This is a genomic window from Trinickia violacea, assembly GCF_005280735.1.
Taxonomy (GTDB): domain Bacteria; phylum Pseudomonadota; class Gammaproteobacteria; order Burkholderiales; family Burkholderiaceae; genus Trinickia_A; species Trinickia_A violacea.
In genome coordinates this window covers 3,856,506-3,879,232 of sequence record NZ_CP040077.1, presented here as the reverse complement: position 1 = coordinate 3,879,232, position 22,727 = coordinate 3,856,506, and the positions used below count along the sequence as shown (strand labels likewise).

General features: G+C 67.3%; 17 protein-coding genes. 15 read left to right on the top strand and 2 right to left on the bottom strand.

The features are described 5' to 3' along the window. The first annotated feature begins 15 nt into the window (after positions 1 to 15). From FAZ95_RS17760 to FAZ95_RS17740, 5 genes are all read left to right on the top strand, one after another. Entirely contained in the window at positions 16 to 582 is a 567-nt protein-coding gene (locus FAZ95_RS17760) for an RNA polymerase sigma factor (RefSeq protein WP_254699740.1), read from the top strand. Further along, positions 579 to 1,016, top strand: coding sequence for a hypothetical protein (locus FAZ95_RS17755; RefSeq protein ID WP_137333644.1), 438 nt, complete (start codon positions 579 to 581; stop codon positions 1,014 to 1,016). Before FAZ95_RS17760 ends, FAZ95_RS17755 begins: the two co-directional genes overlap by 4 nt. Further along, positions 1,013 to 1,498, top strand: coding sequence for a periplasmic heavy metal sensor (locus FAZ95_RS17750; protein WP_137333643.1), 486 nt, complete (start codon positions 1,013 to 1,015; stop codon positions 1,496 to 1,498). Before FAZ95_RS17755 ends, FAZ95_RS17750 begins: the two co-directional genes overlap by 4 nt. Before the next feature lie 93 nt (positions 1,499 to 1,591). Further along, positions 1,592 to 3,004: a DUF1800 domain-containing protein gene (locus tag FAZ95_RS17745; protein ID WP_137333642.1), complete on the top strand. Its 1,413-nt coding sequence runs from the start codon at positions 1,592 to 1,594 to the stop codon at positions 3,002 to 3,004. Then, the gene (locus tag FAZ95_RS17740; protein WP_137333641.1) at positions 3,001 to 4,164 is read left to right on the top strand and encodes a DUF1501 domain-containing protein; all 1,164 of its coding nucleotides are present in this window, start codon (positions 3,001 to 3,003) and stop codon (positions 4,162 to 4,164) included. The genes FAZ95_RS17745 and FAZ95_RS17740 overlap by 4 nt, the downstream gene beginning before the upstream one ends. 161 nt (positions 4,165 to 4,325) lie before the next feature. Here FAZ95_RS17740 and FAZ95_RS17735 read toward each other — a convergent pair whose 3' ends face one another. Then, complete coding sequence (locus tag FAZ95_RS17735; RefSeq protein ID WP_137333640.1) at positions 4,326 to 5,090, bottom strand: bestrophin-like domain; 765 nt, start codon at positions 5,088 to 5,090, stop codon at positions 4,326 to 4,328. 576 nt (positions 5,091 to 5,666) lie between these two features. Here FAZ95_RS17735 and FAZ95_RS17730 point away from each other — a divergent pair. From FAZ95_RS17730 to FAZ95_RS17695, 8 genes are all read left to right on the top strand, one after another. Then, complete coding sequence (locus tag FAZ95_RS17730; RefSeq protein ID WP_437437710.1) at positions 5,667 to 6,158, top strand: GNAT family N-acetyltransferase; 492 nt, start codon at positions 5,667 to 5,669, stop codon at positions 6,156 to 6,158. Between the two features lie 115 nt (positions 6,159 to 6,273). Further along, positions 6,274 to 6,615, top strand: coding sequence for a DUF6916 family protein (locus tag FAZ95_RS17725; RefSeq protein WP_137333638.1), 342 nt, complete (start codon positions 6,274 to 6,276; stop codon positions 6,613 to 6,615). A 39-nt stretch (positions 6,616 to 6,654) separates the two neighbouring features. Further along, positions 6,655 to 7,275, top strand: coding sequence for a phage tail protein (locus tag FAZ95_RS17720; RefSeq protein ID WP_137333637.1), 621 nt, complete (start codon positions 6,655 to 6,657; stop codon positions 7,273 to 7,275). A gap of 73 nt (positions 7,276 to 7,348) precedes the next feature. Further along, entirely contained in the window at positions 7,349 to 13,636 is a 6,288-nt protein-coding gene (locus FAZ95_RS17715; protein ID WP_175425636.1) for a DUF4347 domain-containing protein, read from the top strand. Continuing rightward, positions 13,633 to 15,225 carry a TolC family protein gene (locus FAZ95_RS17710; protein ID WP_137333635.1) on the top strand — a complete coding sequence of 531 codons (1,593 nt, stop codon included), beginning with the start codon at positions 13,633 to 13,635 and terminating at the stop codon, positions 15,223 to 15,225. Before FAZ95_RS17715 ends, FAZ95_RS17710 begins: the two co-directional genes overlap by 4 nt. 176 nt (positions 15,226 to 15,401) lie before the next feature. Continuing rightward, positions 15,402 to 16,076, top strand: coding sequence for an efflux RND transporter periplasmic adaptor subunit (locus FAZ95_RS17705; protein ID WP_367871521.1), 675 nt, complete (start codon positions 15,402 to 15,404; stop codon positions 16,074 to 16,076). Between the two features lie 10 nt (positions 16,077 to 16,086). Further along, entirely contained in the window at positions 16,087 to 17,553 is a 1,467-nt protein-coding gene (locus FAZ95_RS17700; protein ID WP_137333633.1) for an efflux RND transporter periplasmic adaptor subunit, read from the top strand. 10 nt (positions 17,554 to 17,563) lie between these two features. After that, the gene (locus FAZ95_RS17695) at positions 17,564 to 19,675 is read left to right on the top strand and encodes a site-2 protease family protein (protein ID WP_137333632.1); all 2,112 of its coding nucleotides are present in this window, start codon (positions 17,564 to 17,566) and stop codon (positions 19,673 to 19,675) included. Between the two features lie 12 nt (positions 19,676 to 19,687). On the opposite strand, the gene FAZ95_RS17690 is transcribed toward FAZ95_RS17695, so the two are convergent. Continuing rightward, the gene (locus FAZ95_RS17690; RefSeq protein WP_137333631.1) at positions 19,688 to 20,338 is read right to left on the bottom strand and encodes a VC0807 family protein; all 651 of its coding nucleotides are present in this window, start codon (positions 20,336 to 20,338) and stop codon (positions 19,688 to 19,690) included. A gap of 203 nt (positions 20,339 to 20,541) precedes the next feature. Here FAZ95_RS17690 and FAZ95_RS17685 point away from each other — a divergent pair, with 203 nt between their 5' ends. Continuing rightward, positions 20,542 to 21,249 carry an ABC transporter ATP-binding protein gene (locus FAZ95_RS17685; RefSeq protein ID WP_437437709.1) on the top strand — a complete coding sequence of 236 codons (708 nt, stop codon included), beginning with the start codon at positions 20,542 to 20,544 and terminating at the stop codon, positions 21,247 to 21,249. After that, entirely contained in the window at positions 21,246 to 22,691 is a 1,446-nt protein-coding gene (locus tag FAZ95_RS17680) for an ABC transporter permease (RefSeq protein ID WP_137333630.1), read from the top strand. Before FAZ95_RS17685 ends, FAZ95_RS17680 begins: the two co-directional genes overlap by 4 nt. Positions 22,692 to 22,727: the final 36 nt, after the last annotated feature.

Here is a 22,727-nt window from a genome sequence, read left to right as displayed (position 1 = left end):
AAGAGAACACGCCCGTTGGACCAGGAAGACGGCGACCCCGATGCGGCGCTGATCGAGCGAGTCGGCCAGGCGGACCCCGCGGCGGTGCGCACGCTCGTCGCGCGCAAGCTGCCGCGCGTGCTCGCGCTGGCGGCGCGACTGCTCGGCGATCGCAACGAGGCAGAAGATGTCGCGCAGGAGACCTTCATGCGGGCCTGGAAACAAGCGCCCCACTGGCGGGAGGGCGAAGCCCGCTTCGACACGTGGCTGCATCGTGTCGCGCTGAACCTGTGCTACGACCGGTTGCGCGCGCATCGCGAGACCCTGGTCGACGAGATCCCGGACGAAGCGGACCCGCAAGCCGCGCCCGATGCCGAACTCGAAACGCGCTCGCGCGGCGAGCAGGTGCGGACCGCGCTCGCGGCGCTGCCCGCGCGGCAGCGCGAGGCGCTCGTGCTTACCTACTACCAGGAACTATCGAACCTCGAGGCGGCCGGACTGATGGGCATTTCAGTCGACGCCCTCGAGAGCCTGTTGGCCCGCGCGCGCCGCAGTCTGCGCGCGCAGCTGGGCCCAGGCGCATCAAGCAAGGAAATTTCATGACACCCGAAAGATTCCAAGCCATCGTCGAAGCCTACGGCGCCGATTCGCGCCGCTGGCCCGCTGCCGAGCGCGCGAGCGCACAGGCGTGGGCCGAGCGGCACCGTCAGGAGGCCGATGCGCTGATGGCCGACTCGGCGTGGCTCGACGCCTGCCTGGCGAGCGATCCGGCTCCGCAGCCGAGCGACGCGCTCGTGGCGCGGGTCGTCGCGCTCGCGCCTGCGTCGGCCGGACGCCGGAGCGCCGCAAAGAAGAGCCGCCGATGGGTCTGGTGGTCGGGCGCGGCGTTCGCGGGCGTCGGGCTCGCGGGCGGGCTGGCCGGTGCGCTCGCGGTGTCGTTCTTCGTGGTGACGGGCAGCGTGCCGCCGCCCGAGCACGAGTCGCCGTTTCTGAGCACGAGTTTCGGCGGCTCGGCCGCCGACTGGAGCGGCGAATGACTGGCTGCTCATGGAAGGCCGTGATGATCGGCTCGCTCGTCTTGAACGTGTTCTTGCTGGGCAGCGTCGCGGGCGGCGCGTATCAGTTGTTCGCCGCGCATCGCGAGCAAAAGACGGCGGCCCAGCAGCCGCCGCGCGCGCTGCGCTTCGCAGCCGAAAACCTGGGCGACGAACGCGAGCAGGAGTTCGTCGATGCGCTGACGGACGCCCGCCGCGACGGCCGCGACTATGCGCGCCAAGGCCGCGAAGGACGCCGCGAAGTGTTGCGCGCGCTCGCGGCGCCCCAGTTCGACCGCGCTGCGCTCGATGCCGCGCTCGCCAAGACGCGCAACGCGGACATCGCGCTGCGCACGCGCGTCGAGCAGGGCGTCGCCGATTTCGCGGCGACGCTCACGCCCGACGAGCGGGTGAAGTTCGCGGACAGCCTGAAGGAAATCGGCCAGTGGCGGCAGGCGCAGGCTCCGAAACCGGCGAGCCATTGAAACGAGCGGTAACGGATGAAGGACGCTCCGCCGCGACGGAAAACCGACCCGAGCAACGTTTAACAAACGTATTCACCGCTCGCAGAGGGCAGCATGGCTAATTCCCCCGGCATGAATCCGGCGGCGATCGCGCTGAACCGGTTCGGTCTCGGCGCGCGCCTCGACGATGTGCCGCCCGCCGATCCGAAAGCGTGGCTGATGCGGCAATTCGAGGTGTACGAGCCGATGCCGTCCGCATGGTCCGCCCAGCCCGGTACGCTCGCGCTCGCAGAGCAGTTCGGCCAGCAGCAGATGCAAACGCGCGCAGCGTCTGACGCGAGCGCGAAGGTCGCTGCGCGCAAAGAACTGCGCGGCACGGTGCTCGACCTCTACCGCGCAGCAGTGAACGCGCGTGTCGACAGCGCACTCACCACGCCAACGCCGTTCGTCGAACGGCTCGTCCACTTCTGGGCGAATCACTTCGCGGTATCGACCGAGAAGCCGCAAGTCGCCGCGCTCGCGGGCGCATTCGAAGCCGAGGCGATCCGCCCGCACGTGCTGGGCCGCTTCGAGGACATGCTCGTCGCGGTCGAGCGCCATCCGGCGATGGAGGTCTTTCTCGACCAGGCGCGCTCGGTCGGTCCCGACAGCCCCGCCGCGCTGCGAGCCGCCGCGCGCAATCCCGACAACAAGCGCGGCCTCAACGAAAACCTCGCGCGCGAAATCATGGAGCTGCACACGCTCGGCGTGCGCACCGGCTATACGCAAGCCGACGTCACGGAGTTCGCGCGCGCGCTCACCGGCTGGAGCATCGTGCCGCCGCGAGGCACCGAAGCCGCGCAGCGCCTGGGACCGGAAGGCGAGCCGGGCAGCTTCGTGTTTCGCCCGCAGCTCCACGAGCCCGGTGCGCGCACGATCATGGGCCGCACCTATGGCGAGGCGGGCGAAGGCCAGGCGCGCGCGATCCTGCATGACCTCGCTGCGTCGCCTGCCACGGCGCGGCACATCGCGGGCAAGCTCGCGCGCCACTTCGCGTCGGACAACCCGCCTCAACCGATGGTCGATCGGCTCGCGCAAGCATTCCAGCAAAGCGGCGGCGATCTGCCCACCGTCTACCGCGCGCTGATCGACTCGCCGGAAGCCTGGTCGCCGGTCGCGTCGAAGTTCAAGACGCCGTGGGACTGGACGATCTCGTCGCTGCGGGGGCTCGGCCGCCAGGACATGGGCAGCGTACAGGCCGCGCCGATGCTCACGCAGCTCGGGCAGCCCGTCTGGCGCCCCGGCTCGCCCGCCGGTTACGACGACATCGCCGCGAGCTGGGCAGCGCCCGACGCGCTCGTGCGCCGCGTCGAGCTCGCGCAGCGCCTCGCCGCGCGCGCCGGCGACACCCTCGACCCGCGCGTGTTCGGACAGACGCTCATGGCCGGTTCGCTCTCCGAGCCGACCGAACTCGCGGTCTCGCGCGCCGAGAGCGTGCCGACCGCGGTTGCGCTCGTGCTCGTGTCGCCCGACTTTCAACGGAGATGACGACGATGACTTCCCGCCGACAATTCCTGAGTCTCACGGCCGCCGGCGCCGGTGCGATGCTGGTCGCGCCGCGGATCGTGTTCGCCAGCGTCGAGACGGACCGGCGCTTTATCTTCGTGATCCAGCGCGGCGCTGCCGACGGCTTGAACATCGTCGTCCCGTACGCCGATCCGGCCTACGCGGGGCTGCGCGGCGCGCTCGCGATCGATACGGCTGCGGCGGCCAAGCTCGACGGCACGTTCGCGCTGCATCCGTCGCTCGCGCAGACCGCGCAGATGTATTCGCAGGGGCAGGCACTGTTCGTGCATGCCGTAGCTTCACCGTACCGGGATCGCTCGCATTTCGACGGACAAAACGTGCTCGAGACGGGCGGCACCGCGCCGTATCAGGTCCGGGACGGCTGGCTCAACCGGCTCGTCGGGCTGATGCCGGCGAGCCGCGCGAGTGCGAGCGCGATCGCGTTCGCGCCGACCGTGCCGATGGCGTTGCGCGGCAAGGTCGAGGTGGCGTCGTATGCACCGTCCGCGCTGCCGGCCGCGCCTGACGATCTGCTCGCGCGCGTCTCGCAGCTCTACGAGCAGGATGCGCAGCTGCGTCCGCTCTGGCAGGAAGCGATGATGGCGCGCGGCCTCGCCGGCGATGCGAGCGCGCGCCAGGACCCGGCGAGCCTCGGCAAGCTCGCGGCGAGCTTTCTCGCGAAGGACGACGGCCCGCGCATCGCGATGATCGAGACGGGCGGGTGGGATACGCACAGCGCGCAGAACGCGCGGCTGGCCAACCAGCTGAAGTCGCTCGACACGATGCTCGCCTCGCTGCGCGACACCCTCGGGCCGGTGTGGGACAAGACGACGGTGCTCGTCGCCACCGAGTTCGGCCGGACCGCTTCCGCGAACGGCACGGGCGGCACGGATCACGGCACGGGTTCTGCGTCGATGCTGATCGGCGGCGCGGTGAAGGGCGGCCGCGTCGTGGCGGATTGGCCGGGGCTGCGGCCGGGCGATCTCTACCAGGGACGCGACCTGAGACCGACCACCGCGCTCGACACGGTGATCGCGAGCGCGGCAAGCGAGAGCTTGCGGCTCGATCCGCAGCGCACGGCGTCGGCGTTGTTTGGAGAAACCAGCGGCTTCAAGCCGATGGAGGGGTTGATAAGAAGCTGACGTGGGCTAATGGGGGTTCATAAAACATACCGTCGCATCAATGGCATGGCCGAGACGGCGGACCGAAAAGAGGCGGGTGGCAATGCAGGAAGGACCGTTTCTCAAAGCCTCGGCACGGACCAGCCGAGGCTTTTTTATGGCGGCTGCGGGCGCGACGGGTTTCAGTGCGGCGGCAGCGATTGCGCGAACGCGATCAGGTTTTGCGGCTTCACGCGAATCACGCCGCCGCGCGGGCTGTCGATATCGGCAATCAGCATGAACGCGATCGATACGACGAGCGGCAGCACGACCAGCAGCTTCCGGCCGTTGTTGCTGCGCACGCCGTAGCCGACGAGCATGTTCGAGCAGACCGCCATCAGCAGCATCAACGTCCATGCCGCCAGCGGAAGGCGATTCCACCACTCGGCCTGGGTGTAGCCCTGCGTGTTGAGCACGTCGTTCATGCCCGACACCGCGAGCGCCATGACGGGCGTCGGCTGCTGAGCGGCCGACGTGCGCACCGCCGCCCACAGGTCGTTTTGCATTTGCGCCGTCGTCAGGTTGATCTGCTGCAGCTGCTGCGCGTCGCGCGTCTGATAGAAGTGGATGCGCAGATCGGTATAGCGCGCGAGCAGCGCGCGCACCGCGGCCGCCTGCGCCGGCGGCAGCAGGTCGGCCCGCACGTACTCGGTGCCGATTGCATTCGCCTCGTTCTCCTCGTAGCTCTTGCGCAGGTCGTAGCGGCTCGTCGCCATCGAAAAGCTGAAGCCGATGATGAGCGCGAGCAGCGTCAGCGTCGCCGCCTGAACCACCCCGAAGTCTTCGTGCGAGTCGCTGTCCATGTTGCCGCGACGTTTGGCGAGCACCGCACCGATGCGGGCCGAGCCCCACTGCAGCACCAAGGAAATCACGAAGACGAGCGAGGGGTAGTCCGTAATATTGATCATCTTTTTATGACGATAGAGAGAAGCCCCGCAATTATTGCCATTGCATTTATTTGTTCGCCGGCCGAACTCCGGGTATTGCCGGGCTTATACCCGGAACCCCGGCCCCGCGCGTAACAGCTTTTCACGTCTTAGCCAAATGACATTCTTCCGCACAAACCTTTGTGGATCATTATTCGATGCGTATTATCTGATGGCGTAATAAAAAGCGCACGTTCGTTATTTCCTTCGCTTTCTGAATTCTTTCAAATAGCTTTTGATATTGGGTGTGGGCCCCGGCACTACGCTCTTACGGCTCCAGGTTTCGTCGGTGTGTCGTTGCGAAGTATTACGGCATCACGGCATTTCAAGCCCCGTGCGGGTATTTCCGTACCTCGATTTAAACCGTCGTCATTGCAGCGCCATAACGGGTCAGCTAACATCAGACAAAACGAACAATGAATAACCATCGGCAAGCGTGAATAACGCCTGATCGCAATGAACTATTGCACGGTCGATCCCATCGGTTCCCCTATTGCAGCATCCGGTAATTCCGTCGACGGTTCGTACGGAAATGTCTGCCTACGTGCGGCAATGGAGGTGGACCGGGATTTTCTGCATGCGGTCTATGCAAGCACGCGCACGGCCGAGTTCCTCAGCGCGGGCTGGAGTGCGGACGAGGTTCACACGCTGCTAGCCGGGCAGTTCACGACGCAGGACACGTACTACCACCGCCACTATCCGCACGGCCGCTTCGATGTCGTGCAAGTCGGCGAGACGCCGGTCGGGCGCCTCTATCACGACTGGAGCGGCAGCGACGCGCGCGTGATCGACATCGCGCTGTTGCCGGCGTATCGCGGCGCGGGCATCGGCACGCGGCTGATGCGCGCGCTCGTGGCCGAGGCGGCGCGCCGTGAGATGCCGATGTGTCTGTATGTCGAGTTCGACAACCCCGTGCGTGCGCTCTATCGCAGGCTTGGTTTTGTGGCGGTGGGCGAGAACGGCGTCTATGAGCAGATGCGCCGGGCCGCCGAGCCGTTCGATGAAGAACCCGCAGTACCGCTCGCCGGGCTGGAGGCGAGCGCGGCATAGCGTCGTACCCTTCCGCGCGCGGCGGCCAGGAGCATCGAACCGCGCCGCGCGTGAACACAACACCGAATAACCAAGGCCGGAGCCGCTTCCGGTCCGAGAGAACCGGGGCTTCGAGATGACCGTACCCACCCACGCCGCGCTCCTCGCGGCGATCGGGCAGCCATTCGTGCTCAGCACGCCGGATGGCCGCTCCGTTCAAGCGCGCCTTGCCGCGGCGCCCGACGGCATTCCGATGGACGAGACCTACGTCTGCTACTCGGCCATCTTCGAGCTGCCCGAGGGCGTCCGTCTTCCCCAAGAAGTCTTCCGCATCACCGCGCCCAATGGCGACGCATGGGACCTGCTCGCCACGCCGACGCGGCCCGAGGGCGTTCACGCCATGATGACCGCGGTCATGCACTGCCTGCGTTCCCCCATCCCGGCCGAGCAAGCCGGCGAGCCACATCGCATCACGTAGTTCAACTTTCTTCTCGATTCTTCTCGATAGGAGGCTGTGATGAGCGATCCGTATCTGGGTGAAATCCGTATGGTCGGGTTCACCTTCGCGCCCATTGGCTGGGCCTTGTGCCAAGGTCAGGCGGTGTCCGTCAACCAAAATCAGGCGCTGTTCGCGCTGCTCGGCACCACGTATGGCGGCAACGGGCAGACGTACTTCAACCTGCCCGATCTCCAGGGCCGCAGCCCGGTAGGCACCGGCACCGGCGTGGGCCTCTCGACGATCGTGCCGGGCGAGAAAGCCGGCACTGAGGAGATGCAGCTGACCAACACCCAGCTGCCGCAGCACACGCATACGGCGACGTCGACGGGCGGCGCAGTGAGCGTGACCGGCCAAGTGTCGATTCCGGCGACAACGAGCCTGACCGGCGAAGGCCAGTTGCCGGGACCCACCACAGTGCTCGGGCCGATCACCCAGGGCGGGCGCGCGGGCGAGCTGTACAGCACGGCGACGGCCAACACCAACCTCGCGCCGTTCAGCGTCACGTCCACCGGCACAGGCGCTGCGCCGAACGTGACGATCGGCACGGCCGGCCTCGGCCAGCCCTTCGAGTTGCGCAATCCTTACTTGGGCCTGACTTGCATCATCGCGCTGCAAGGCATTTACCCGACGCGCGGTTAGGCACGGCCGGTTAGGCATGGCCGTGAAGCCGGCGCCTTCGGGTGCCGGCTGCCGGCTTCGGAGATTTCGAAAGATGAAACTTGCCCAGCAACTCCTCAAGTGGTTCGCCGCACGGCCGGCGCCGCGCGCACCGGCTGTCGCGCCCGCGCCGCTCATGCTCGCGCTCGAGCCACGCATCGTTTATGAGGCGTCGGTGGCGGCGTTGCCCGCCGCCCATCATGCCGAGGCGAGTCATCATCACAGCCCCTACGAGGCGCAGAAAACGCCATCGCCCACGGTGCCGGGCGAGGGTGTGACGCCCACGGGCAATACGGGCAACGCAAGCAATGCCCCCGTGCATCGCGCGAGCGAGGTGAACCACAAGACGCAGCTCACGGGCGGGGCGCAAGGCGGTTCGCAGCCGGAGAACGAAGTCGTGTTCGTCGACACGAACGTGACCAACTACCAGGAGCTGCTGACGGGCCTGCCCGCCAACGTGAAGGTCGTGCTGCTGAATCCGAACAGCAACGGCCTCGAGCAGATCGCCCAGTATGTGCAGCAGCATCCCGGCATCGACGCGATCAACCTGATTTCGCATGGCGCGGAAGGACAAGTGCAGGTCGGCAACGTGCTGCTCGATCAAGGCGACATCGCGCAGTACAGCGCCGTGCTCGCGAAGATCGGCGCGGCGATGAAGCCGAACGGCGACTTCCTGATCTACGGCTGCGACGTGGCCGCCGGCAGCGATGGCGCATCGCTCGTCCACGAGATTTCGGCGCTCTCGGGCCTGAACGTCGCGGCCTCGACGAACCTCGTCGGCTCCGCCGCGCTCGGCGGCAGCTGGACGCTGAACTACGACGTCGGCAACGTGCATACCCCGGTCGTGCTCTCGAGCACGGCCGAGCAGGGCTACGACTATGTGCTGTCGCAGACCGTCGAGGACTACACGAGCGCAGCCGCGACGAGCCTCAACACGGGCGACGTGACGAGCTTCACGCTCGACGGCATCACGTATACCTACAACATCGCCAACAACACGACGGTGGGGCCCGACAGCAACCTGCAATTGCTCAGCGACGAGAACGGGTCGAGCGAGTCCCTGGTGGTGAACCAGGACGGGGTGACGGGCCTGACGTCGATCACGATCACGATGGCGGACGGCGAGAACTTCAAGATGTCGAGTCTCGACATCGATGTCGTCGCGAATACAAACGTCCTCATCGAGGCGAACGGCAGCACGAACAACGACATTTCGTTGGCTTCGAACAATGTGTACGTCACGCAGACCGTCGATCTGACCACCGATTCGGCGTTCAACAGCGTCAACAGCATCACGATCACGTTCGACAGCGGCTCGATCATCAATCTCGGCCATCTCGTCTATGAGGAGGCGCTGGGCATCACGGCGACGGGCGGCGCGACGACGTTCACGTCTGCCGACAGCCATTCCGGGACGCCGGTCACGGTCGATTCCGGCGTGACCGTTTCCGATATTGAAAGCACCACGATCAGCAGCGCGAGCGTGGCCATGACGGGCGGCTTCCAATCCGGCCAGGACGTGCTCGGCTTTACGAGCCAGAACGGCATCACCGGCGCGTACAACGCGACGACCGGCGTGCTGACGCTGACGGGCACGGCGACGATCGCGCAATACCAGGCGGCGCTCGAGTCGGTGACCTACCTCGATACCGCGGCCACGCCGAACACGTCGGCGCGCACGATCAGCTTCAGCGTCAACGACGGCATTAGCTCGAGCACCACCGTGACGAAGACGGTGGACGTGGTTTCTCCGCCGTCCGTTACGACCACGGGCGGCACGACGAGCTACACGGACGATGCGAGCGCCACGACCGTCGACAGCGGCGTGACCGTCGCCGATCCGAGCCAGACCACGCAGCACTCGGGCACGGTGTCGATCAGCGGCGGCTTCTCGAGCGGCGACACGCTCGCGTTCACGAACACGAGCGCCACGACGTTCGGCAACATCACGGGCTCGTACAACTCGGGCACGGGCGTGCTGACGCTGAGCTCGTCGGGCGGCACGGCCACCGACGCGCAGTGGGAGCACGCGCTCGACGCCGTCACGTTCTCGAGCACGAGCACGACCCACGGCGACCGCACGATCTCGTTTGTCGTCAACGACGGCACCACCAACAGCACGGCGGCGACGAAGACCGTCGACGTCGTCGATGCGCCGCCGGTCGTGACGACCACGGCCGGCACGACGGGCTACGTCGGCGGCACGGCAGCCGTCGACGTCGACAGTGGTGTGACGGTCAGCGATTTCGACAACACGACGCAGGCGTCGGGCACGGTGTCGATCACGAGCGGCTTCGACAGTGCGCACGACACGCTGTCGTTCACGAACTCGAACTCGACGCTGTTCGGCAACATCACGGCGTCGTTCAGCGGCGGCGTGCTGACGCTGAGCTCGGCGGGCGCGCTTGCCACCGACGCGCAATGGGCCAGCGCGTTCGAGGCGGTGAGGTTCTCGAGCACGAGCACGACCTACGGCAACCGCACGATCTCGTTCGTCGTCAACGACGGCACCGACAACAGCACGGCCGCGACGAAGACCGTCGACGTCACCAATCCCGCCCCCGTCGTCACGACCGATTCGGGCTCGGCTGCGTTCGTCGCGGGCGACAACACGACATCGACGCCGGTCACGGTCGATTCGGGCCTGACGCTGACGGACCCGGGCACGTCGACGATCGCCTCGGCGACGGTGTCGATCACGGGCAACTTCCAAAGCAGCGAGGACCGGCTGTCGTTCACGAACACGAACAGCACGACCTTCGGCAATATCGCGGCTTTGTACAACTCGGCAACCGGCGTGCTGACGCTGACCTCGTCGGCCAACTCGGCGACGCTCGCGCAATGGCAGAGTGCGCTCGAGGCGGTGAAGTACACCGATACGGCGATCACGCCGAACAACGCGACGCGCACGATTAGCTTCTCGGTCACCGACGCCAACAGCAACACGAGCAGCGCGGCGACGCGCACGGTGACGGTGGCGGACACCGATCAGACGCCGATCGTGGGCACGACAGGCGGCACGACGAACTACGTCGGCGGCACCGGGGCGGCCACGATCGACGGCAGCGTGACGGTCACCGATCTCGACAACACCACGATGGCGTCGGGCGCTGTGACGATCACAACCGGCTTCCAAAGCGGCGACACGCTGTCGTTCACGAACACGAGCAGCACGCAGTTCGGCAACATCGTTGCCTCGTACAACTCGGGCACCGGCGTGCTGACGCTGGCCTCGTCGGGCGCGACCTCAAGCGATGCGCAATGGGCCCATGCCTTCTCGGCCATCACGTTCTCGGCGGGCACATCGGCGACGCCGGGCAACCGCACGATTTCGTTCGTGGTGAACGACGGCATCGAGAACAGCGCGGCGGCCACCGACACGGTCGACGTGCTGGGTCCGCCGACGATCACCACGAACTCCGGCTCGGCGGCGTTCGTCGCGGGCGATAACGCCGCATCGACGCCGGTCGCGATCGACTCGGGGCTGACCCTGAGCGACGGCAGCGCCTCGACGTTCGGCTCGGCGACGGTGCGGATCACGGGCAACTTCCAGAGCGGCGAGGACGTGCTCACGTTGACGAACAACGGCACGACGATGGGCAACATCACGGGCTTGTACAACGCGACAACCGGCGTGCTGACGCTGACTTCGAGCGGCGCCACCGCGACCACGGCGCAATGGCAGGCCGCGCTCGATGCGGTGACCTACACCGATATTGCCGTCACGCCGAACAACTCGACGCGCACGATCAGCTTCACGGCGGTCGACGGCAGCAGCGAGTCGAGCAACACGGCGACGCGCACGGTGACGGTGGCCGACGTCGACCAGACGCCGATCGTCGCGACCACGGGCGGCACGACGAACTACGTCGGCGGCACCTCGGCGGTCACGATCGACAGCGGTGTGACGGTCAGCGATCTCGACAACACGACGCAATCGACGGGCACGGTCTCGATCACGAGCGGCTTCCGTAGCGGCGACACGCTGTCGTTCACGAACACGAGCAGCGCGCAGTTCGGCAACATCACGGCGGTGTACAACGCGGCCACGGGCGTGCTGACGCTGACCTCCGTAGGCGCGACCTCAAGCGATGCGCAATGGGCGCACGCGTTCTCGGCCATCACGTTCTCGGCGGGATCGACTGCCATTTCGGGCAACCGCACGATCTCGTTCGTCGTCAACGACGGCATCGAGAACAGCGCGGCCGCGACCCACACGGTCGACGTGCTGGGTCCGCCGACGATCGCCACAGATTCCGGCTCGGCGGCCTTCGTCGCGGGCGACAACGTCGCGTCGACGCCGGTCGCGATCGACTCGGGGCTGAGCCTGAGCGACGGCAGCGCCTCGACGTTCGCCTCGGCGACGGTGCAGATCACGGGCAACTACCACAGCGGCGAGGACGTGCTCTCGTTCACGAACACGAACAGCACGGCGTTCGGCAACATCCAAGCGACGTATAACGGGGGCACGGGCGTGCTGACGCTGACCTCGAGCGGCGCTTCCGCGACCACCGCGCAATGGAAGGCCGCGCTCGATGCGGTGACCTACACCGACACCGCGATCACGCCGAACAACTCGACGCGCACGATCAGCTTCACCGCGGTCGACAGCAACGGCAACACGAGCAACACGGCGACGCGAACGGTCACCGTTGCCGATACGTACCAGACGCCGATCCTCACGACCAGCACGGGCGCGACCTCGTTCGTCGCCGGCGACAACGTCACGTCGACCTCGGTGGCGGTCGATTCGGGCCTCGCCGTCACGGACCTGAGCAGCGGCACGCTCGCCACGGCGACGGTGTCGATCACGGGCGGTTTCCACGCGAGCGAAGATTCGCTGAGCTTCGCCAACGACGGCGCGACGATGGGCAACATCGCCGGTACGTACGACGCGGGAACGGGCGTGCTGTCGCTGAGCTCGGCGGGTTCGAGCGCGACGCTCGCGCAATGGCGCGCGGCGCTCGATTCGATCCTCTACACCGACAGCGCCATCACGCCGGACAACACGGCGCGCACGATCAGCTTCACGGTCAACGACGGCACGGATAATTCGGCGCTGGCAACGAAGAGCGTCACGGTTGCCGATACCGATCAGACGCCGATCGTCAGCAGCAGCGGCTCCACCGCCGTCACCTATGTCGATAGCGGCAGCGGCGGCACGCCGGTGACGCTGGGCTCCGGCATCACGGTGAGCGATCGCGGCAACGCGACGCTCACGACGGCGACCGTCGCGGTGAGCGGCAACTACGTGCCGGGCGTGGACGTGCTGACGTTCACGCCCGGCGCGGCAACGGGCGATCTCACCGCCTCGTTCGATGCGGCAACGGGTGTGCTCACCCTGCATGGCGACGCGACGTCCGCGCAGATGGAAGCCGCACTCGGATCGATCACGTTCTCGGAGGCGGGCAAGCCCGTGGCTGGCGAGCGCACGATCAGCGTGACCGTCAGCGACGGCGTCAAGATCAGCCGATCGATGACCTCCACGGTCGACGTCCAGGTGCCGCCTGCCTCGCAGACCACCACCGCGACCAGCACGACCAGCGATATCGGCCAGACCGCCGCGCCGCCCCCGCCGCCGCCCTTCGCCACGCCGCCAAGCACGGCCCCGGATACGTCGACCGACGCCGACTCGGATCTGCCGCCCGTGCTCATCGAACTCGATCACCCTGCCTCGGTCGGCGGGACGCCCTTCGTGCAGACCTTCACCTTAACCGACCCGAATGCGGGCCATGGACAGTTCTCGCTCGATCACACGAGCGTGACGGCGGCGGCGTCTGAGGACGCTTCGCTGTCGATCTCCACGACCTTCGAGCCGCAGTCCGTGGTGGTGGACTACGACATCTCGCCGAATCACGCGTTTGTGATGAATCTGTCGAACCTGCTGCCGACCGCCGACGGCATGCGCTTGAACGCGATGTCGGACGTGACCGTGCGGCTCGCCGACGGCCGCCCGCTGCCCACCTGGCTCCATTACGACGCCGCCGACGGCGTGCTGACGGGCGCGCTGCCGGCCGGCGCGCACGACGTCCGCGTCGTCGTGCTGCAACGCGATGCCGACGGTCACGTCATGCAGAACGAAGTCGTGCTGGCGCCGAGCGGCCGCCATTCGGACCACGAGGCGCCCGGCCACGGACACGGCCACGGCACGCATGCGCCGGCGCACGCCTCGCGCAACGCGCTTGCGCCGCTCGTCGCGCGCGAGCGGGACCAGGCGCCTCTGCCGGCCGGCAAGCCGTCGCTCGCGCAGCAGTTCGCGCAGGCGCGCGCCGCGCTGCACGTCGTGCGGCCGGTCCCCGCCGCCACGGCGGCCGTGCCCGCCGCGACGGAGCACCGTGCATGACCCGTCTCAGTTTTTCAACACCAATACCCTCGACAAAGGGAGTCGCCGAAGTGAAGTCTTCGACCGTTGTTTCCTGCGCACCGCGTCTTTCGCTGATCGCGCTTTCCGTCGCCGCGTTGTGGCTGTCCGGCTGTGCGATCCATCCGTCGCCGTTCACCGACGCCGAGCGCGCCGAGGCCGCGCATACCGACCACGAGGCGATGTTCGCGAACCAGCCGCCGCTTGCAGGCCCCGTCACGCTCGACGAGGCGATGGCGCGCGCGATCCGCTACAACCTCGACCATCGCGTGAAGATGATGGAAGAGGCGCTTGCGCAGGAGCAACTCAGCATCGACAACTTCAACATGCTGCCGCAGCTCACGACCGCGGCGGGCTACACGGCGCGCAGCGTGCCGCTCTCGTCCTCGTCGCAGGGGCTTTTCACGAACCAGCAGACGCTGTCCCAGTCGTACTCGACGGACAAGACCGACAAGACCTTCGATCTCGGGTTCTCGTGGAACGTGCTCGATTTCGGCGTCAGCTACTTCGAGGCGAAGGAGCAGGCCGACCGCGTGCTCGTGCTCGAGCAGCGGCGGCGCAAAGTGGTCGAGCTGATGATGCAGCAGGTGCGCGAGGCCTACTGGGAGGCGGCCGGCGCGCAGCGGCTGCACGACCGCATCGGGCCGCTGCTCGACCAGGCCAAGCAAGCGCTCGACGATTCGCGCCGCTCGCAGCAGCAGGGCCTGCGCTCGCCGCTCGACACGCTCAACTACCAGCACGCGCTGCTCGACATCATGCGCCAGCTCGAGCTGGTGCGCGACCAGCTCGAGGAAGCGAAGCCGCGCCTCGCCTCGCTGATGAACGTCCCTCCGGGCAGCGACTTCACGCTGGCGCCGCCGCAGGACTTCAACGTGCCGTCGTTCGGCATGCCGGTCGACCAGATGGAGGAGACCGCGCTCGAGCGCCGGCCGGAACTCGTCGAGGCCCGCTATAACGAACGCATCAGCGTCAACGAGACGCACAAGGCGATGGCGAAGCTGTTGCCCGGGATCGAGCTTCAGCTCGGCACCCACTACGACAGCAACAGCTTCCTCTACTACCACTGGTGGCAGTCGGCCGGCATCAACGTGAGCTGGAACCTGCTCAATGTGCTGAACGCGAAGAATATCCGCGGCATGGCCAATGCGGAGCTCGACGTCGCACACGCGCAGCGGCTCGCGCTGTCGATGGCGGTGCTCACGCAAGTGCACGTCGCACGTGCCGAACTCGGCGCACGGCAGCGGCAGTTCGAGCTGTTCAAGGACATGAACGACGTCGATCAGCAGATTCTCCAGCACACGCACAACGCGACCGTCGCGAATGCCCAGGGCAAGCTCGAAGAGATTCGCGCGGCCACGAGCGCGATGATGTCGGAGCTGCGCCTGTACCAGAGCTACGGCGAGCTCGAAAGCGCGTATGGGCAATTGCTCGCGTCGCTCGGGCTCGATCCGCTGCCGGGGAAGGTCGAGGGTAACGATCTCGCGGCGGTGGAGCAGTCGATTGCAATGGAAGAAAAGCGCTGGACCGAACTGGGTCAGGCAAGCGGAGCAAGTGGAGCGAAGACGCAATGAAGTCATGGCGGCTGGCGGGGGTAGGGGGGTTGGCGGTTGGGTTGTGCGCGCAACCGGTTTGGAGCGCAACGCAGGGGGCATCTAGTGCGAATGCGCAGGTAAAAGCGACGACTAATGCAGCGGCGAATGCACCTGCCATCGCGCCCGCGATGGCGGTGGCACCGGGCGCATCGCTCATGCAAGGCGACGACGGGCACATCCGCATTCAGCTCGTGTCGCGCGACGAGGTTGAGATCTCGAGCGAGATCGGCGCGAAGATCGCATCGCTGCCGTTTCGCGACGGCGACGCGTTCCGCACCGGCCAGACGCTCGTGTCGCTCGATTGCTCGCTGTTCGCTGCGCAGTTGCATAAGGCGCAGGCCGAGGCCGACGCGGCGGTGAAGCTCAAGCACGTCGACGAGCAGCTGTCGCAACTGCATTCGATCGGCGAGATCGACGTGGAAGAAGCCGAAGCCAAGGCCAAGGCGAGTGCGGCGGAAGTCGCCTACATGCAGGCGACGGTCCACAAATGCGTGATCTCGGCGCCGTTCGACGGACGCGTCGCGAAGCGCAGCGCGGCCGCCGATCAGTTCGCCGAGGCGGGCAAGCCGATCATGACGATCGTCGATACGAGCCATCTCGAACTGAAGATGATCGTGCCGTCGAAGTGGCTCGCGTGGCTCAGGCCCGGGCATCCGCTCACGGTGCATGTCGACGAGGTCGGCAAGACGTATCCGGCGAGCGTCGCGCGGATCGGCGCGCGCGTCGATCCGGTCACGCAGACCGTCGACGTGACCGCCGCGCTCGACGGCCGTGCGCCCGAGCTCCTGCCAGGCATGAGCGGCTGGGCGAGCTTCGCGAATGTGAAATGAGCGCAATGACATGAACGCCCCGGTACGCATCGAAGCGGGCGATCTCGCGCTGTTGTGGCAGCTCGCGGCGCGGGCGCGAGAGGCCGACAGTGAGCAGACGCTCGGCTTCACGATCGTCAACGAGACGCTGTCGCTCATTCCGTATCGACAAGCCGCCTGGTGGCGCGCGCCGCTGCCTGCGCCGGGTGCCGTCGCGGCGGTGTCCGGCTTGCCGCAGAGCGATCCCGGCGCGCCCTACGTGCAGTGGCTCGGCGAGATGTTCCGCGCGCTCGTGAAGCGGGCCGCGCAAGAGACGAGCGGAACCGGGGGCGGCGCCGGGCCAGGCGCGTCGCCGGATGACGCGCAAACGCCGGGCTCGGCTGCGGCGCCCGCGGCAAACGGCGATAGCCCCACTGCGCCGTCCACGCATCCGTTCGCCTTCACGTCCGCGCATCTGAGCGCTGCCGTCGCCGCCGATTGGAGCGCGTGGTGGCCGATGCACGCGCTGTGGGTGCCGCTCGTCGATCGTTCGGGCCGCTCGTTCGGCGGCGTCGTGTTCGTCCGCGACAACGCATGGACGCATACCGAGGAGGTGATGCTCGCGGAGCTCGCGCAGGTCTGGGCGCACGCCCTCTCCGCGTTCGCGCCGCGCGCGACGTGGACGGCGCGCGCGAAGCTCCTGTTGCGTCCCGGCAAAGTGCGGCGCCGCGCGCTCGCGGCGCTCGCACTCGTGTGCGTGGTGCCGGTGCCGCTTTCCGTGTTGGCGCCCGCCGAAGTGACCGCGAAGGACCCATTCGTCGTGCGCGCGCCGCTCGACGGCGTGATCGACCGCCTTTACACGCAGCCGAACCAGCGCGTGAGTCCGGGCACGCCGCTCTTCGCGCTCGATTCGACGACGCTCGCCTCGCGCTACGCGGTCGCGAACAAGAATTTCGACACGGCGCAGGAGGAGTACCGGCAGACCGCGCAGCTCGCGGTCATCGAAGACAAGGACCGCCTCGACATGGCGTTGCGCAAGGGTAAGCTCGACGAGAGCCAGGTCGAACTCGACTACACCGCGCGCGAGCTTGCGCGCGTGCGCGTGACGGCCGCGCGCGCCGGCGTCGCCGTGTTCGCCGATCCGAACGATTGGAACGGCAAGGCGGTGTCGGTCGGCGAGAAGGTGATGCTGCTCGCCGATCCCGCGAATGTCGAACTCACCGTTTACCTGCCGGTGGCCGACGACATCGACGTGAAGCCGGGCGCGACGCTTACGCTGTATCCGAAGAGCTCGCCGCTCTCCGCCTACGACGCGCGCATCGATACCGTCGCCTATCGCGCCGAGCCGACGCCTGACGGCGTGCTCGCGTATCGCGTGAAGGCGGCGTTCACGGACGGCGGCGCGCGGCCCGTGCTCGGCGTGATGGGGACCGCGCGGATTCACGGTCGATGGGTGCCGCTCGCGTACTACGTATTGCGGCGCCCGCTGACGACCGCGCGGCAGTGGCTCGGCTGGTAGACGCGATCTCATGACCCGTCTTCCCCAACTGCGCCAGGAGCTGACATTGACGCGCGGCGCCGCGACGCCCGACGGCGCGCCGACCTGGATGCTGCACGATCCCGCCGGCAACCGCTTCTTCCAGATCGGCTGGCCCGCGTTCGAGATGCTGTCGCGCTGGGCGCTCGACGATCCGCAAGCGATCGTCGCGTCGGTCAACGAGCAAACGACGTTGAACGTCGGCGTCTCCGACATGGAAGCGCTCGTCAAGACGCTGCGCCAGCAGAACCTGCTGGTGTCGGCGAGCGCGTCGGACACTGGACGCCTCGCCGCCGTCGCCGACGCGAGCCGTCTCTCGCACGCGATGTGGCTCCTCAAGCATTACCTGATGATCCGCATCCCGCTCTGGCATCCGATGGCGTTCCTCAAGCGCTTCGCGCGCCATGCGGACATCGCCTACCGGCCGGCGTTCTGGGCCGTGGTCGTGCTCGCCGCCGTGGTCGGCCTAGGGCTCGTGTCGCGCCGATGGGACGAGTTCGTGCACACGTTCCATCGCTACGCCGATTTGCGCGGCCTGCTGGCGATCGGGCTCGCGCTCGCCTTCGCCAAGGTGCTGCACGAATTCGGCCATGCGTTCACCGCCTATCGCTACGGCTGCCGCGTGCCGACGATGGGCGTCGCGCTCCTCGTCATGCTGCCGGTGCTCTACACCGACACCACCGACGCGTGGAAGGTCCCCGGCCGCGCGGAGCGTCTGCGCATCGGCGCGGCGGGCATGCTCGCCGAGCTCGCGCTCGCCGCGTTCGCGACGCTCGCCTGGAGCCTCTTGCCCGACGGCCCGCTGCGCGCGGGCGCGTTCCTGCTCGCGACGACGACCTGGATCGGCACGCTGACGATCAACGCCAGCCCGTTCATGCGCTTCGACGGCTACTTCCTGTTGTCGGACTGGCTCAGCATGCCGAACCTGCACGACCGCGCGTTCGCGTTCGGCCGCTGGCGCATGCGCGAGTGGCTGTTCGGCCTCGGCGATCCGCAACCCGAGCCGTGCGCGCCGTCGCGGCGCCGCTTTCTGATCGTGTTTTCGTTCGTGACGTGGCTGTACCGGCTTGCGGTGTTCTTGTCGATTGCGCTCGTCGTCTATCACGCGTTCTTCAAGGCGCTCGGCGTGATGCTGTTTTGCGTCGAGTTCGGCTGGTTCATCGTGCGGCCCGTGGTGCGCGAAGTCATGACGTGTCTGCGCCGCCGGCATGAATTGCGCTGGTGCCGGGAGACCGTGCGCGCCGCGATGCTCGGCGACGTGGTGTTGGCGATCGCCGTGCTGCCGTGGCACGGCGGCGTCAACGCGCCCGCGGTGTTCGGTCCGTTGCACGCACAAGGGCTCTACGCGCCGGAAGCGGGCTACGTGTCCACGCAGGCCGCGCTCGCGCGCGACGGCGAGCGCGTGCATGCGGGCGACGTGCTGGCCGTGCTCGAGTCGCCCGACCTCGATCATCGCTTGAAGGCGGCGCAGGCGGACGAGGCGCAGCTGCGCTGGGAAGTCGAACAGCAGTCGTTCGATCCGCGCCTCTTGGAACAGGGCGTCGCGCTGCGAAAGCGCTGGGACGCGGCGCGCGAAACGGTGGCGGGGCTGGAAGCACAGGGCGCGCAATTGACGCTGCGCGCGCCGTTCGACGGCACCGTCCAAGCGGACGACGAGCTCGCGCCCGGCACGTGGCTGCCGCGCGGCGAGCGCCTGTTCGACGTGGTCGGCCCGAACGGCGTGAAGGGCGCCGCGTTCGTCGGCGAGGATGACGTGGGGCGCATCGCGCCCGGCGACGCCGCGCGGTTCGTCGCGTCGGTCGCCGAGATGAGCACGCTGCACTGCCGCGTGACGGCCGTCGACCGCGTGAACATCGCGACGCTCGACGAGCCCGCGATCGCGAGCGTGTACGGCGGGCCGGTGCCCGCTGAAACGCAGCCCGGGACGAAGCAGCTCGTGCCGCTCGCGGCGACCTACCGCGTGCGGATCGGCGAGTGCAAGGGCAACAAGGCGCTGGCGAGACAGATCGCCGGGACCGCGACGCTTGGGGGCGCGCGAGAGAGCTTTGCGATGCGCGGATTGAGGCGGCTCGTTTCGGTGCTGGAGCGCGAGGGCGGGGCGTAGGCGCGCTTGACGCTACGAGCCTGGCGTTTCGCCGAGTTCCTGGGCCTGCGCCAGCGGGTGCTTGCGTATCCGCCGCCGATACAAGACCGTCCAGAGCGTCAAGACGCCATAGGCGGCATAGCTCACCGTCACCGAGATCAGCGCCGCTCGCGATTTGTCCGTCCACGTCCACACGATCCAGCAGCGCAGCAGGTTTTCGAGCACGAGGCCGACGCCCCAGACCACGGTCATCCGCTTGATCGGCACGGCCATTTCCGGATGCGCGCGCCAGCGTTCCTCGAAGCGCAGCGCGCTGTCGTGGTCTTCGCGCGCGAGCGTCGATCGCGCTAGATAGAACATGAGCGGGCGCGGCAGCCAGAACGTCAGCAGCAGGACGACGCCGACCGCCCCCGAAATCATCGGCGCTTCGATCGCACGATTCTGAGGCGCGCTGCCGAGCAGGGTCAGCACGAACGACAGCGCGACGCAGGCCAGCACCGTGGCGCTCAGCGCATCGAAATGCCGCAGGCGGAAGTAGTCCCAGGCGATCCACGCGATGAGCGGCAGCGCCGATGCGGCCACGGCGTGGACGTAGTCCGAATCCCGCAAGACGAGCCGGTACACGAGCCACGGCAGCAGCACGTTGATGCAGAGCGCGGACAAGTAACGGAAAGGATGCTTCATAGGAGCGGAGTTCCGCAGCGGTGATCGGACTGGATCCGGGCTGGACCTGCCGCGTATTTTGCGCCGAAATCGCTGGCTTTTCGCCGTGCTTCGTCGCCTGCCAATGCGATTGATCGCCGTAGCAAGCGGTTCGTCGCAACGTTCCCCGCACCGCCGGCCTCGCCACTACAGTCGCTTCATCGATTCGGATGACGGAGGTGCCTGTGATTGCCGCCAGCTTGAAGGACGTGACAAAGATCTATGGCGACGGCGACGCTGCCGTCGCCGCCTTGCGCCATGCGTCGGTCGATATCGTCGGCAACCGCTTCACGGTGTTCTCGGGCCCCTCGGGCAGCGGCAAGACGACGGCGCTCAACCTGCTCGGCGGGATCGATCGCGCGTCGTATGGCAGTGTCGCCGTGGCCGGAGAGCCGCTTGCCGAGATGAGCGACAACGCGTTGTCCGATTTCCGCGCGCGCCACATCGGCTTCGTGTTTCAGTCGTTCAACTTGCTGCCGGCGCTTTCCGCTTATGAAAACGTCGAGTACCCGCTGACGCTGCTCGGCGTGCCGAAGGCCGAGCGCCGCGAAGCGGTGCTGTCGCTGCTCGACGAAGTGGGCGTCGGCGACAAGGCGGCTCGCCTGCCCGGCGAGCTTTCCGGCGGACAGCAGCAGCGCGTCGCGATTGCGCGCGCACTCGTGACCCAGCCCGCGCTCGTGCTCGCCGACGAGCCGACCGCCAATCTCGATAGCGCCACGGGCGCCGCCATCATCAACCTCATGCGGCGCATGCAGCGCGAGCGCGCGACGTCGTTCGTGTTTTCGTCGCACGACCCGCAAGTGGTCGCTTCGGCCGACGATGTCGTCGTGATTCGGGACGGTCTCATCGTCGATGTCAGACGCACTTCGCTTACCGAGGTCACAACATCATGAAAAACTGGCTCCTGGCATTCAGAAACCTGCTGCGCAACCGGCGGCGTTCGATGACGACGCTGTTTGCGATGGTGATCGGCCTCACGTCCGTGCTCGTATTCGGCGGCTATGCGGGCAACATCAACTACGGCTTGCAGACGCAGTTCGTGCAGCATGGCGGACATCTGCAGATTCAGCACCGCAACTACTTCCTCTATGGCAGCGGCGACCCGGTGTCGTACGGCCTTGCCGACTACGAGCACATCATCGAAGCCGTCAAAAGCGATCCCGAGCTCGCGCGGCTCGTGACCGTCGTCACGCCGGTGCTCGCGGTCAACGGCATTGCAGGCAACTTCGCGGCAGGCGTGTCGCGGACCGTGTTCGGCTCCGGCATCGTCGTGGCGGATCAGAACCGCATGCGCTTGTGGAACGACTACGGTTTTCCGAGCACGCCGAAGGATCTCGCCCTCACCGCGACGAGCCCGGACTCGGCGCTGATCGGCACGGGCGTCGCGCGCGTGCTGCGGCTGTGCGGGCCGCTCAAGGTGTCCGATTGCGCCCCGCAGGACGCCCCAGCGGGGTGGCCTGGAAAGTCCTCGCAGGGGGACCATGAGCCAGAGGCAGAGGGCGCACAACCCGTCGCGGCGCCGTCGGACATCGCGCAACTGGCAACGCTCGAAGCGAACGCCAACACGAAGGCGCCCGAGCCGCACGGCGCTCGCATCGAGCTGCTGACGTCGAACGCCTACGGCGCGCCCAATGTCGCCGAGCTGAAAATCGTCGAGGCGCAGAAGCAGGCCGTGAAGGATGTCGACGATATGTTCGTGCAACTGCATCTCGCGCAGGCGCAGCGGCTCGTCTATGGCGGCGGCAAGCCCGAAGTGACGTCGATCGTCGTGCAGTTGAAACATACGTCGCAGCTGGGCGTGGCGCGCGAGCGCCTGAACGCGCTGTTGCACACGACGCTGCAAGGCCAGCCGCTCGAAGTGCTCGACTTCGAGACGCTCAATCCGCAGTACGGCCAGATCACCGGCATGTTCGCCGCCGTGTTCGGCTTCATCGCCGTGATGATCGCGACGATCGTGATGTTCACGGTCGGCAACACGATGAACATGGCCGTGATGGAGCGCACCAAGGAAATCGGCACGCTGCGCGCGATCGGCGTGCGCGGCTCGGGCATCCGCAACATCTTCCTGTGCGAAGGGTTTCTGCTCGGCACGTGCGGCGCGGTGCTCGGCACGCTGTTCGCGCTGCTTGCCGCCGCGCTCATCAATCACTCGGGGCTCCATTGGACGCCGCCGGGGCAGACCGATCCCGTCGCGCTGACCGTGCGCGTGTGGGGCGAGACAGGAATGATCGTGCGCAACGCGCTCGGCGTGATCGTGGTCGCGACGTTCTCCGCGTGGTGGCCCGCGCGGCGCGCGGCGCGGATGCTGATCGTCGATTCGCTGCGCTTTGCGTGACGCGCATGACCGCCTTTTATCGAGAGTCGAAAGCGA